This is a genomic window from Chondrinema litorale (genome assembly GCF_026250525.1).
In the GTDB taxonomy this organism is placed as follows: Bacteria; Bacteroidota; Bacteroidia; order Cytophagales; family Flammeovirgaceae; genus Chondrinema; species Chondrinema litorale.
Map to the genome: position 1 here is coordinate 2,277,853 of NZ_CP111043.1, position 12,930 is coordinate 2,290,782.

12 protein-coding genes are annotated in these 12,930 nt (G+C 34.6%); 8 read left to right on the forward strand and 4 right to left on the reverse strand.

Features of this window, described 5'->3' with window-relative positions:
• Positions 1 to 32 precede the first annotated feature (32 nt).
• Entirely contained in the window at positions 33 to 674 is a 642-nt protein-coding gene (locus OQ292_RS09410) for a hypothetical protein (protein WP_284685807.1), read from the forward strand.
• Between the two features lie 5 nt (positions 675 to 679).
• On the opposite strand, the gene OQ292_RS09415 is transcribed toward OQ292_RS09410, so the two are convergent.
• The 3 genes from OQ292_RS09415 to OQ292_RS09425 form a co-directional block, all read right to left on the reverse strand.
• Positions 680 to 1,636, reverse strand: coding sequence for a D-2-hydroxyacid dehydrogenase (locus OQ292_RS09415; protein WP_284685808.1), 957 nt, complete (start codon positions 1,634 to 1,636; stop codon positions 680 to 682).
• Entirely contained in the window at positions 1,633 to 1,884 is a 252-nt protein-coding gene (locus OQ292_RS09420) for a hypothetical protein (RefSeq protein ID WP_284685809.1), read from the reverse strand. The genes OQ292_RS09415 and OQ292_RS09420 overlap by 4 nt, the downstream gene beginning before the upstream one ends.
• A gap of 186 nt (positions 1,885 to 2,070) precedes the next feature.
• On the reverse strand, positions 2,071 to 4,128 hold the full coding sequence (locus OQ292_RS09425) for a PKD domain-containing protein (protein WP_284685810.1): 2,058 nt from the start codon (positions 4,126 to 4,128) through the stop codon (positions 2,071 to 2,073).
• A 143-nt stretch (positions 4,129 to 4,271) separates the two neighbouring features.
• Between OQ292_RS09425 and OQ292_RS09430 the strand changes: the two genes are divergently transcribed.
• From OQ292_RS09430 to OQ292_RS09460, 7 genes are all read left to right on the forward strand, one after another.
• Positions 4,272 to 4,859, forward strand: coding sequence for an RNA polymerase sigma factor (locus tag OQ292_RS09430; RefSeq protein ID WP_284685811.1), 588 nt, complete (start codon positions 4,272 to 4,274; stop codon positions 4,857 to 4,859).
• A 26-nt stretch (positions 4,860 to 4,885) separates the two neighbouring features.
• Positions 4,886 to 5,605: a tetratricopeptide repeat protein gene (locus tag OQ292_RS09435; RefSeq protein WP_284685812.1), complete on the forward strand. Its 720-nt coding sequence runs from the start codon at positions 4,886 to 4,888 to the stop codon at positions 5,603 to 5,605.
• Between the two features lie 141 nt (positions 5,606 to 5,746).
• Complete coding sequence (locus tag OQ292_RS09440; RefSeq protein ID WP_284685813.1) at positions 5,747 to 6,937, forward strand: M20 metallopeptidase family protein; 1,191 nt, start codon at positions 5,747 to 5,749, stop codon at positions 6,935 to 6,937.
• 151 nt (positions 6,938 to 7,088) lie between these two features.
• Positions 7,089 to 8,000, forward strand: a complete 912-nt coding sequence (locus OQ292_RS09445; RefSeq protein WP_284685814.1) for a CorA family divalent cation transporter — start codon at positions 7,089 to 7,091, stop codon at positions 7,998 to 8,000.
• A 219-nt stretch (positions 8,001 to 8,219) separates the two neighbouring features.
• Positions 8,220 to 8,858, forward strand: a complete 639-nt coding sequence (locus OQ292_RS09450; RefSeq protein WP_284685815.1) for a YceI family protein — start codon at positions 8,220 to 8,222, stop codon at positions 8,856 to 8,858.
• A 2-nt stretch (positions 8,859 to 8,860) separates the two neighbouring features.
• Complete coding sequence (locus tag OQ292_RS09455; RefSeq protein WP_284685816.1) at positions 8,861 to 9,868, forward strand: formylglycine-generating enzyme family protein; 1,008 nt, start codon at positions 8,861 to 8,863, stop codon at positions 9,866 to 9,868.
• A 79-nt stretch (positions 9,869 to 9,947) separates the two neighbouring features.
• Entirely contained in the window at positions 9,948 to 11,294 is a 1,347-nt protein-coding gene (locus tag OQ292_RS09460) for a Gfo/Idh/MocA family protein (protein ID WP_284685817.1), read from the forward strand.
• A gap of 283 nt (positions 11,295 to 11,577) precedes the next feature.
• Here OQ292_RS09460 and OQ292_RS09465 read toward each other — a convergent pair whose 3' ends face one another.
• Positions 11,578 to 12,915 carry a transposase gene (locus OQ292_RS09465; RefSeq protein WP_284682082.1) on the reverse strand — a complete coding sequence of 446 codons (1,338 nt, stop codon included), beginning with the start codon at positions 12,913 to 12,915 and terminating at the stop codon, positions 11,578 to 11,580.
• Positions 12,916 to 12,930: the final 15 nt, after the last annotated feature.

Sequence of the window (12,930 nt, forward strand, 5' to 3'; positions counted from 1 at the left end):
CATCCCGTTCTATTCATTAAAAGAAGATAGGCATGACTTTGAACGAGTTCGAAACATCCTTATATCATAAACTTTACGATTTTTTTTATGATCGTGGATATGAAATGATGGCAGGGAAAAAACAGTTCAGAAAATATTATAGTGGTGGTTTTAAAAATATTATTTTTTCACCAAGTGTTTATGGAGATGAATGCTGGTTAGAGTTAAATCTTGGTGTTAGAAATGATTTAGTAGAAGAAATTGTCCAGCAATTTTTAGATAATTACAAAGAGTTTCAAAATGATACAAATACTATAATTATCTCAATCGGTAAACTTACCAATAATAAATATTTTAAGTATAAAGCAACAGACAACGACGATTTAGAATTGATTTGTGAGCAAATAGAAAGCTTTATGCTACATGAAGGTTTTAGCTTTTTAGATAAAGTTTCTAGCATAAAATATATTGATATACTTTTTAATCGCTATCCAGCAAAACCAAGTAAGTTTGTATATAACCAATCTCACCGATGTTTTAAGGGTTTAATTGTAGCCAAGTTGGTAAATAATAAAAAATATAAGTTGATAAAAGATATTTACCGCGAAGCATTAAAGACTTATGGCACTAAACCTTTACAACTCAAAAATTTTGAGAAGTTGGTTACTTTTTTACAACATTATTCAGCAAACTGAACACATTAGTTTACAATGTTTTGTGGGGAGCCATCAAGAAAACTTTTGATATTTTTTGCAATTATTTGAAGTAGCCTTTCGCGGGCTTCTTTTGCTGCCCAAGCATTGTGAGGTGTTATAAAACAATTATCAAGACCAATTAATGGATTGTCTTTTTGTGGAGGTTCACTACTCAATACATCTAAACCGGCATAGGCAATAGTATTAGTTTTTAAAGCCGCGGCTAAATCTGCTTCATTAATTAATCCACCTCTACCAGTATTAATGAGCGAAGCAGATTTTTTCATTTTAGAGAGCATGTTTTTATTTACAAATTGCTCATTTTCACTTGTAAGTGGGCAGTGGAGTGTTATAAAATCAGCATTTGCAAAAACAGTATCTATCTCTACAAATTCAACCCCTGCTGTTTTTTTCTTCTCAGGGCTTCTGTCTTTTACAATTACTTTCATACCAAATGCTAAAGCAATTTTGGCAACTCTTTGGCCAATTGCTCCAAAACCAACGATACCAAGTGTTTTGTTTTCCAATTCGTTTATAGAGTATTCCCAATAGCAGAAATCTGGGCAATTTGTCCATTTTCCTTGATCTACAGAACTTGCATTGGCAGCAATGTGATTGCTAATTTCGAGTATCAATGCAAAAACATGTTGGGCTACAGCCGAGCTTCCATAACCTGGTACATTGCTTATCAGAATATTTTTTTCACTAGCGCTTTCTGCATCAACTACATTGTAACCAGTTGCCGAAACAGCTATGTATTTTAAGTTAGGTAATTGTTTCAGTATTTCTTTATCCAACACACATTTGTTTGTGATTACTATTTCTGCATCAGCACATCTTTTAATCACTTCTTCAGCAGGAGTTCTATCGTAAACAGTAATCTTTCCTAGTTCTTCAATGGGTTTCCAATCGAGATCACCGGGATTTAATGTGTATCCGTCAAGTACAACTATATTTTTCATTGTATAACTTTCTTTACTTTTTGTAAATCATTTGAGGCATCGATCATTTTAACCCAAATTACCCTATCGCCACTTTCTAATGATTCGTAGTAGAAATGGTTCTCTACTTTTATGATTTTACATTTTCCCAAATCGTATCTGAATGACTCAACAATATCACCTTCTTGCAGAGGATTATTATTGAGATCGATTAGTTGAGGAGCAGGCTTTTTTTCTTCCTTTTTTTTCCTTTTAAAAAATCCGAACATGTTGTAGTTTCTTTTCCCTAAAGCTTTTAGCAGATTCTTAAAGTTTCATTTTATTTTTTAATGATAAAAGTAAAAGCTTACTAAATGTTCGAAATTTAAGAAATTGATTTTCATTTTATATTCTGTACTATAATAAAAAAGCCCTTCTCAATTGAGAAAGGCTTTCTAAATTATGTTTATCTATTTTTAGTTAACATCTACATCAGCAGTTGCATTATTGCTAAAGGTATTTATAGTAGCAACATCTGCATTTATGGTTGTTCCACTTTCAGTATAAATACCATATTCAGCACCATTAGTTATTTCTGAGTTGGTCACATTTAGTTTTCCTCCATCGCCAACACCTAAGTTAGCCTTAGGAATTCCATAACCATGATTGCTACTTCCTCCATAAGAAATTACTGCATAATCTATTTGGTTAGCTGTAGTATTAGTCCAAACAGCTAAGCCCACCCAGTAACCAGCATATTCTGATCTACCAGTAAATGTGATTTTATCGGTACTTGTACCAATAGCTTCAAGATAACCATCATCATCAATCCACATTCTAACATCTGCACCAAATTCTAAAGTAGCACCTGCTTCAATAATTAATCCTCCACCATTTACTTCAATATTTCCACTTACGTAATAAGGTGTTCCATCATTAATTTTAGGCCATGTAATTGTTGAAACAGAAGTCATATTTGATGCAAATATTTCAATTGAGTTATCTGCATTACCAGTGTAAGTACTAGTATTGTCTAATTCACCTGCATTATTTGCTTCCATTGATAATGGAATACCTACGTTTTCTACAAATGAGTTGTTGGCAAAACTTTCTAATACTGTTCCTTTTTCGAGGTAGAAACCATATTCAGCACTATAAGAAACAGTTGAATTAGTAACAGAAAGTTTACCATTATCTCCAAGGCCTAGTGTTGCTTTTCCAATTCCATAACCATGATTGCTACTTCCTCCATAAGAAAGCTCTACATAATCTAGTTCATTTTGAACATTATTAGTCCAGAATGCTAGACCAACCCAATAACCAGGAGATTCTTGACGACCAGTAAATACGATAGGGTCAGCTTCAGTACCTACCGCAGATAGATACCCTTCGTTATCAACCCACATTCTATGATCTGCACCAAACTCAATAGTAACACCCGGCTCAATTACTACACCACTATTTAAAGTGATATTTCCAGAAACAAAGTAAGGAGTATCGTCATCAAATGCAGGAAGCGTAATTTCTGAGCTTACATCAACAGTAGTTTGAAATATTTCAACCGAGTTATCGCCATTACCGCTACTGAAAGAAGAAGCACCGTCTAAATTTACTGCCTGAATAAAAGGAACAGACATTGGTAGCCCATCATTATTTTCAAAAGTGTTTTGAGAAAATGTATTAATCTGAGCAGAACCTTCTACATACATACCATAGTCTGCACTGTTAGAAACTGTACTATTACTTACTGAAAGTTTACCATTATCTCCAATGGCTAAACCTGCTTTTGGAACACCATAACCATGATTACTACTACCAGCATATTCAATAGTTACATATTCCATTTCGTTTTCAGTTGAGTTTGTCCACACAGCAACTCCTGTCCAGAAACCTTTAGATTCTTGTTCGCCAGTAAATAAAATTGGATTAGTGCTGGTACCTTTTGCAGAAATGGTTGCATCGTTATCTATCCACAGTCTTGTGTCTGATTGGAATGCTATAACTACACCCGGTTGAATGGTTAACTTAGCATTGTTCATTGTAACATTGCCAGTTACCAAATAATCTGGTACATCAGAATTAACAAAAATATCGGTTAAAACAGAGTCTGTTGAAATGGTTCCACTTATTTCAATAGTAAATGCTGAAGGTGTTGTTACACTAATAGTAACTTCATCAGTTTTTGATCCTGCTGTACTGCTTACTGTTAAACTTACTGTATAATCTCCTGCTAAATCTGGAACGAAAGATGCAGTTTCAGAAGTAGAGTTTGTAATAGTAGCTGTACTACCAGAAGGTACAGATGTAAAAGCCCATAAATAAGTTAAGGTATTTCCTTCACTATCAGATGAGCCTGAGCCATCAAGTGTAACTGTTTGGCCAGCTTCCACAGCTTGATCAGAACCGGCATTTGCAGTTAATGTACCTGATAGAGGATCTTCTTCTTCGTCGCAAGAAGTAAAAAATGTTAATGATAAGAGAAGTACTAATAAATACCTGCTAAAGTTATTTTCCTTGATAATGGTTAAATTCATATTAAAATAAATTTTAGTTGTAAAGATTTATTCACAAATTTTTTAGCGTGACATTGTTCATTGCTTAGTACTTTTCGTAGGAATGAGGTAAACATTCGCAAAGAATTTTTTTACTTTGTTTACTTTTTTACATTTTGAGGTATATGACTATAGTGTTCCACAACAAGAAGAAAATTCTCAAACAGATAAAGCAGGGAAATGAAGATGCTTTAGTTAAAGTCTATACAAAACACAAAACAGAATTTATTAACTGGGCCAGAAAGCATTACAATTTGAGTGTGGAGGAATGTGAGGATGTTTATCAGGATACGATTATTGCTTTTTATAACAATATCAAAAATGATAAGCTGGTAGAACTTAATAGTAGTATAAAAACTTATTTGTTTGCGATAGCTAAAAATATAGCCATTAAGCGTTTGAATAAATCTGCCAGACAAATATCTGACGATAACATTTTAATAGAACCTCAAATCTGTAAAACTGAGCATATAGATGAAGTAATAGTACATAATGAGAGGCAGCAATTAATTGCAGGTCTTATAGATAAATTAAAAGAACCCAACAGATCGATTTTGAAATTATATTATTATCAAAATCTATCGATGAGTGAGATAGCAAAAAAATTAAACTATAAAAACGATAAAGTTGTAAAAGCCCAAAAAGTAAGATGCATGAACGAGCTAAAAAAAATGGTTAAAAAAATGTATCTGAAAGATGAGTTGAAAGGCTAGCAACTGTGGTGTTTCAATAACAAACGATGGAGGAATTTAAGTACAACCAGGACCAAATAGATGCTTATCTAAAAGAAGATGATAGTTTTTCTCAAAATGACAGAAGTGATTTTGAGAACTATATGGATTCCAATAAGGATTTTGCTAATGAAGTAAAAATTCAAGGAGCTATTGTCTCAGGAATTAATCATCATTTTAACCAACAATTAAAAGATAAGCTCAAACAAGCAGACAAAAACTCACAGAAAGAAACTAAAGTAATTTCACTTCAGAATGGGTTATTAGTTGCAGCTTCCATTTCAGTAATATTAATTGCCTATTTATTTTCCCCAACAAGTAACCAAAATCTCTTCGAGAGCTATTATCAGACATATCCCAATATTGTTTCTCCTACCGAAAGAAGTGATAATAATATAGAGAAAGAATCTGCTTATAAGTTTTATGATCAAAGAGATTATGCAAATGCCATTACTGCATTTAGTAGTCAGGCTACTAAAACAGATGCATCAAATTTTTATCTGGCTTTATCTTATATAGAAACTAAAAATTATGCAGAGGCTATTTCTATATTACAAAATGTAGCAAATGGTAATGATGAGCGTTTTGTAAATCCTGCAAACTGGTATATGGCACTTTGTTTATATAAAATTGGGCAAGAAGATAAAGCTATAGCCACAATGAATTTATTAGGGAAAACATCTAGCTCTTATGCCGAAAAAGCAAATGATTTTTTAAAAGATATTTGATCTATTGTAATATTAAATAGAGCTTTGTTTTTTCTGGGTTCGGTTTGCAATACCCATCCATGTTTTTTTATTAATGTATTTTCTTTCCATATTTATTCTGATACATGCTAACTTAGCAATATGGTATTAGAAAATATTTCTATGGAACTGAAGAAGAAAGTACAAGAGTTAGCAAAAGATAGTCATGGAGAAATTGTAAAAACCAGAAGACATCTCCATCAGCATCCTGAACTCTCTTTTCAGGAGTATCAAACAGCGAAATTTGTTGCAGAGAGACTAAAAGAGATAGGACTATCTCCACAAGAAGGAATTGCAGGAACTGGTGTAACTGCCATTATCAAAGGTAAAAATCCAGAAAAAAAGATGGTTGCTCTCAGAGCAGATATGGATGCTTTGCCAATAGTAGAAGCGAACGAAGTTCCTTATAAATCACAAAATAATGGAGTAATGCACGCTTGTGGTCACGATGTGCATACAAGCTCTTTATTAGGTGCAGCATCTATTTTAAATAAAGTAAAAGAAGATTTTGAAGGTTCTGTAAAACTCATATTCCAACCAGGCGAAGAAAAAATTCCAGGTGGTGCATCTTTAATGATAAAAGAAGGAGTTTTAAAAAATCCTAAACCTGCTGGAATTATTGGTCAACACGTAATGCCTTACTTACCAGTTGGAACAGTTGGTTTTAGAGAAGGAATGTATATGGCCAGTGCTGACGAAATATATATTACTGTAAAAGGTAAAGGTGGCCATGCAGCAATGCCAGAGAGTTTGGTCGATCCAGTTTTAATAGCCTCGCATATTATTGTTGCATTGCAACAAGTCGTGAGCAGAAATTCTAGTCCAAAAATTCCAAGTGTACTTTCTTTCGGAAAAGTAATTGCCAATGGAGCAACCAATGTAATTCCAAACGAAGTCTATATTGAAGGTACTTTCAGAACATTAAACGAACCTTGGAGAGCTGAAGCAAAAGAGAAAATGGTAAAAATTGCTAAAGGCATTGCAGAAGGCATGGGAGCAGAGGTTGATTTTGATATTAAACATGGATATCCATTTTTAGCAAATGATCCTGAATTGACTAAAAAACTAAAAAATGCAGCAATTTCTTATATGGGAGAAGAGAATGTGATTGATTTAGATATTTGGATGGCTGCCGAAGATTTTGCATTTTACTCTCATGAGGTAGATGCTTGTTTTTACAGACTTGGTGTAAGAAACGAAGAGAAAGGAATTATTTCTGGTGTGCATACACCAACTTTTGATATAGATGAGGCTGCTTTAGAAACTGGAGCTGGTTTATTAGTTTGGTTGGCCATCACCGAATTACAGCATTAATAAAAAGTTTATTTCATTTTTTTATAATTGGAATCAGAATTGAGCAATTAGTGCTGTAAAATTTGATTTTATCATACTTTTTTAACTTTTGACAGGTTTAATTGATAGTACGAATCTCGATTAAACCATACATTTTTTTTGACTTAGTGATATGATAGAAACTGTTTTTTCTGACGAAAAGAATGATTTTGTTTGGATTGATGTAACAAACCCTACACCTGAGGAATATACAGAACTCACAGAAAAATTTGAATTACACCCTGCTGCTGTAAAAGACTGTTTGGCTCCCAATCATTTACCCAAATACGAAAGAATTGGCGATTCAGCATTTTTGATAACCAGAATTTACGATGGCAATTCTGAAAATGGAGCAGATACAATTCAGCAGTTAACAAACAAAGTTGCATTATTTGTTTCTGACGAATATTTAATTACTATTCATAGAAAAGAGGAACCTTTCATAAGTACTGTAAAAGAGAAGTGGCGAAATAAAGCAGAGTTAGATGATAACAGCAATGCAAGGTTGCTTAATCAGTTACTCAATAAAATTATCCATACTTACGATGGGGCTCTTGATCTGGCAAATGAAAGAATGGATAGAATAGAGAAAATTATATTTAAAGACTCTAAAGACCCAAAGCTTATCAGAGAGATGTACATTATCAAAAGAAGGGCTTCAGTTTTTAAAAGAATGATTTTTCTTACAAAAACTACAATGGAGCAGTTTGCTCGCTTTTCAGATGTACAAGATCCATTTACTCAAGATTTAATTGATACTGTAGATTCTTTACATTTTCAGGCTGATGAGTTACACGAGAATGTGCAAAACCTTTTAAACCTTCACCTAGCACTTGCTTCGCATAGAACAAATGAAGTAATGGGAGTTCTTACAATTGTATCTATGCTTTTTCTGCCGCTTACATTTATAGTAGGTCTTTATGGAATGAACTTCGCCTACATGCCCGAGTTGCAATATCAATATTCTTACTTTATAGTAATTGGTATTATGCTATTAATGTTCTTCGGTTCATTAATCTGGTTTAAACAAAAGAGGTGGCTGTAATTTAATTTTCAATCCTTCTTAACTATTATTTCTCTACTTTATTAATTTGAGTAAATGCTTAGTGCCTTACCTTTATAAGGTGAAATCAGACAGATACAAGATTATTTCATAGTACTTTTTTCCCGCTTGAAATGGATTTATTTTATTACATAATCCATTTGCTGATCATTCTTTTGCTAATTTGTTATATTTGGTTCGTACAAATTTTAAAGTATGATCATGAAATTCCTATACAATTACTATCTAAAAATTTCCCTTCTATTTTTTTTTAACATCGCAACAATTGGAGTATTTGCACAAAGTGGAACCTTTAAACTCACATCAGAATCTGAAGTGAGTGTTGATGGGTCATCTACTTTACACTCTTGGAAAACTGCAGTAAATACAGTTGAAGGAGAGTTACAAGCAGGTAACAAGTTTGCCAAAATGAAACTGAAAGAAGGTGAAGAAGTTGGAACAGTTGCACTAAAGTTTGAGGTTGCCAGTATGGATGGAGGCAGAGGAGATGCAATGAACGATAAAATTACCAATGCTTTTAAAGCCTCAGAAAATCCATACATAGAATTTAAATCAACTGAGCCAGCTGTAATAAGCTCAATTACTAATAAAGTTGATAACATATTTTTAATTACCTCAAAAGGTGAATTAAGTATGGCAGGTAAGACCCAGCCAGTAGAAATTCAATTAGAAGGTAAATTTATTGATGCCAATACTATACAGTTTACTGGCAAAAGAGAAATGAAAATGAGTGATTTCGGTATAGAGCAGCCAAGTGCTATGTTTGGTACCATTGTAGCCGGAGACGATATCACTGTAAATTTTGATTTAAAATTCTCGAACACAACTAACAAAATGTAATTATGATGAAGCTAGCAAGCGCACGAACAAACTTACTTTTAATAGTGCTAACTATTTGCACAATAATATTTTTTTCAGAATTAAAAGCTCAGGATAATGCTGTTGTAAGTGAAGATGATTTCCAACCATATACAGATACAATTCCTGGAACACCAGTAACATTTAAGCTAACACCAATTCCTGGTGGTGAGTTTTTAATGGGAAGTGTAGAGACTGAAGCAAAAAGAGACGACGACGAAGGACCACAGAAGAAGGTGGAAATTGAGCCATTCTATATGGGGGTATATGAAGTTACATTCGACATGTACGAAGTATTTAGAGATAAAGAAAAAGATAAAGCTCCAGAAGGAAGTGGTTGGGATGCCGAAGGTGTAACCAGACCAAGTCCTCCATACGAAGATCCAACTTTTGGTATGGGTAAATATGGATATCCGGCAGTGAGTATGACACAATATGCATCGCTATTATTTTGTAAATGGTTGACTACAAAAACTGGAACATTTTACAGATTGCCAACAGAGGCAGAGTGGGAGTATGCCTGTAAAGCTGGAACTACTACAGCCTACTTTTTTGGTGATGATGTGGCAGACTTAGACGATTATGCATGGTATTACGAAAACAGTGATGATACATACCATAAAGTTGGAGAAAAAAAGCCTAACCCTTGGGGTTTATATGATATCCACGGAAATGTAGCCGAGTGGACACTAGATCAATATGTAACCGATTTTTATGCAAGCATCGAAGATGGAAGTGTAGCCCCTTGGTCTAAACCAACAAAACTTCATCCTAGAACTGTAAGAGGAGGTTCTTGGGACGATGACCCAGAAGAATTAAGAAGTTCAGCAAGAAAAGAATCTGACATGAACTGGAAAAGAAGAGACCCACAAATTCCTAAAAGCTTTTGGTGGAATACAGATTCTCCATTTGTAGGTTTCAGAATAATAACTCCTAAAGTACAACCAACTCAGGAAGAAATCGATGCTTTCTGGGCAAGTGTGCTAGATTAAATAGTAATAACCAGCTACTATCATATACCGACTAACATTACCTAAGGTATTTAAATGTCAATTTTTAAATAATATGAATATGGAAAAAGATTTAAAACAAGCATTAAAAAAAGGAATGCAGAGAAGGAGTTTTGTGAAAAACTCTGCAGTAGCTGCTGGTGGTATAATATTGAGTCCTTTAGCTGCAAATGCTAGCGGATATTTTTCATCTGTTGATGATACTATAAAGATCGCACTTGTAGGTTGTGGAGGTAGAGGTACTGGTGCTACAGTTCAAGCATTAAGCACAAAAGAAAATGTGAAGTTGGTAGCAATGGCAGATGCTTTTAAAGATCGTCTTGATAAGAGTTATGAAAATATTCTTGCTCAGGAAACGTATGATGCAACTGCTAAAGTAGATGTAAAAGACGAAACAAAATTTATAGGTTTTGAAGCTTACAAAGAAGCCATAGATATGGCTGATGTTGTTATTTTGGCAACACCTCCGGGTTTTAGACCAATTCACTTTGAGTATGCAGTAGAGCAAGGTAAGCATATTTTTATGGAAAAACCTGTAGCTACAGATGTACCAGGTATAAGAAAAGTTTTAGCTGCTGCAGAAAAAGCAAAACAGAAAAAATTAAATGTTGTAGTAGGGCTACAAAGACATTATCAAACTAGCTATAGAGAGTTAATGGATAGAATCCATAATGGAGAGATTGGTGATATTGTAGCAGCACAAGCTTATTGGGATGGTGCTGGTGTTTGGGTAAGAGAAAGAGAAGAAGGCCAAACTGAAATGGAATACCAAATGAGAAACTGGTATTATTTCAACTGGTTATGTGGAGACCATATAACAGAACAGCATGTACACAACATTGATGTTATTAACTGGGCAAAAAATGCTTATCCAGTAAAAGCGCAAGGTATGGGAGGTAGAGAAGTTAGAAATGGAAAAGAGTTTGGCGAAATTTTCGACCACCACTTTGTAGAATTTGAGTACGCAGATGGAACAATTCTATCAAGTCAGTGCCGCCACATAAAAGGTTGTATGAACCGTGTTTCTGAAGCCATTCAAGGAACAAAAGGTAGAGCTACCACTCAGGGAGGTACAATTATTACAGACTTAAAAGGTAAAACTATCTGGAAGCATAGAGGTAAAAATGATCCGAACCCATATCAACAAGAGCATGATGAGTTATTTGCTGCAATTGCTGCAGGCGAATATAAATTTGCTGATGCTGAAAATGGAGCTAAAAGTACGATGACTTCTTTATTAGGAAGAATGGCAACTTATTCCGGATTAGAAATAACTTGGGATGAAGCAATGAAATCAGACTTGAGCTTAATGCCAGCAACATATGCTTGGGATGCAAATCCACCAATTATGCCAGATCAAGATGGATTTTATCCTGTAGCTATTCCAGGTGTGACAAAAGTATTATAATTTCGCATTCTAAATTAAGATACCTGTTTATAATTGGGACCGAAAGGTCCCTTTTTTATGTACTCAGGTGTAAAGAAGGGCCTCCTTGAAAATTGATTAAGACCAATAAAAAATAAGAGTTGGATAGATAAAGTTCAGCTTTTTTTTGTTTCAAATCTTGGTACCTGCTGTTTTGGACTATTTAAAAAGTACAATACTGTGAGTAATCCTATTGATAAAACTGGAAAATATTGCTTTTGGATAGTATAGACACACTCATCCCATAGGCTTTTCAGCTTTAGGTTTAGGCGGCCTGAAGTAGAGGGGCTTGTTCTGATTTCCTTTTGCTGATCTTAACGGCATTGGCCATCATAACTGCGAAAAAAACGTGTATCATTTCTCGTTTTTCTCCTTTAACCTTGATCTTATTGAGGCCATAAGCTGTTTTATGCACGCCAAAACTTCCCTCCATCACCGTGGCTCTTTGGCTAGAGATGAGACTTCTGAGTTGGCTTTCAGCAGGGTTGTTTACTTTAGGACCTTTCTTTGGAAAGCAGGTAAATATCTTCTTTTCTGTTAAATACTTCCTGTTTTTGTTGGTGGCGTAAATGCGATCTGCTCCTAGTTGATGAAGTGAGCCAAATATCGATCTATGTTTTAAACTACTTAATTTCAGTCTGGTACTTTCATTAAAAGCGCGGAACTCCATGGTATCGATAAAGCAGATACCATCCACCTGAAGCAGGTGTGCCTTCATTCCGAACTCAACCCTTTTAGCTTCTTTACCTCGCACTATCGGCCTAACATAAGCCTTGGGAAGTGATACAATCCTGTTTTTCAATTCTTTAGCTGGATGCTGCTGCAAGAATTGCTGTTGCTCGATTATCTTCTTTATAGTTTTTAGATATGTTCTCTCATGTAAGTGAAGCTGTATTTGTGGATTTTCGTTAAGTAGGCATTGCAGTTGCCCCAATCCTTTGGATAGTAGATATATCAATGACTTTTTACGCTTGCGACCAGCTTTATATGTCTTTTTACGACTACGATCATAAGACATCTGCATGCGCTTTTGATCTATATATTTGGAGCCAGGTCGTTTTACTCCTAATATTTTACAGTATCTGTAAAGCTGCTTTTCAAACACCCATTGGCAGCTCTCCCAGAGCAGCTTAACATCGGTAGGAAAACGAATATAACTCTCATAACAAGTAGCATCCATTAAGAGCACATGCGTATTATGCATGTCTGTTTTCCAGTGTTGGAGTAGTACCTCTTGAAGTTGTTGCCAATCAGTATGGTCCGCCATATACGTCCTGATTCGACTTAAAATGGCCTTATCCTTAATCTTTTGATGATCCTGTAGCAATTTATTGCAAAATAGCTGAAGGCTCCAATCGGTATTAAAGCGTGCTATGAGCTTTTCATCACTCAGGTTTAAATAGGCTTTTAGAAACATTAAGCCAAACATGCCCTGAGGCGAAAACCAGCTAGGAGCACCAGGGCCTTTATTTTTCTTAGGCAGACATGCAGAAAGTTGTTCCCAAGGGATGCTATCATAAACATTACCCAATTTACTACTCTTAAATAAATACCATTTTGGAGTTAAGTAATCTTGTGGTTGGAAAAGCTGTTGATCTCTCATATATTGTAGTGTTAA

Excerpts from the sequence above, each read along its gene's own strand:
- OQ292_RS09435 (WP_284685812.1), top strand. The coding sequence starts at position 4,886 with ATGGAGGAATTTAAGTACAACCAGGACCAAATAGATGCTTATCTAAAA.
- OQ292_RS09430 (WP_284685811.1), top strand. The coding sequence starts at position 4,272 with ATGACTATAGTGTTCCACAACAAGAAGAAAATTCTCAAACAGATAAAG.
- OQ292_RS09455 (WP_284685816.1), top strand. The coding sequence starts at position 8,861 with ATGATGAAGCTAGCAAGCGCACGAACAAACTTACTTTTAATAGTGCTA.
- OQ292_RS09450 (WP_284685815.1), top strand. The coding sequence starts at position 8,220 with ATGAAATTCCTATACAATTACTATCTAAAAATTTCCCTTCTATTTTTT.
- OQ292_RS09460 (WP_284685817.1), top strand. The coding sequence starts at position 9,948 with ATGGAAAAAGATTTAAAACAAGCATTAAAAAAAGGAATGCAGAGAAGG.
- OQ292_RS09440 (WP_284685813.1), top strand. The coding sequence starts at position 5,747 with ATGGAACTGAAGAAGAAAGTACAAGAGTTAGCAAAAGATAGTCATGGA.
- OQ292_RS09415 (WP_284685808.1), bottom strand. The coding sequence starts at position 1,636 with ATGAAAAATATAGTTGTACTTGACGGATACACATTAAATCCCGGTGAT.
- OQ292_RS09465 (WP_284682082.1), bottom strand. The coding sequence starts at position 12,915 with ATGAGAGATCAACAGCTTTTCCAACCACAAGATTACTTAACTCCAAAA.
- OQ292_RS09420 (WP_284685809.1), bottom strand. The coding sequence starts at position 1,884 with ATGTTCGGATTTTTTAAAAGGAAAAAAAAGGAAGAAAAAAAGCCTGCT.
- OQ292_RS09425 (WP_284685810.1), bottom strand. The coding sequence starts at position 4,128 with ATGAATTTAACCATTATCAAGGAAAATAACTTTAGCAGGTATTTATTA.
- OQ292_RS09445 (WP_284685814.1), top strand. The coding sequence starts at position 7,089 with ATGATAGAAACTGTTTTTTCTGACGAAAAGAATGATTTTGTTTGGATT.
- OQ292_RS09410 (WP_284685807.1), top strand. The coding sequence starts at position 33 with ATGACTTTGAACGAGTTCGAAACATCCTTATATCATAAACTTTACGAT.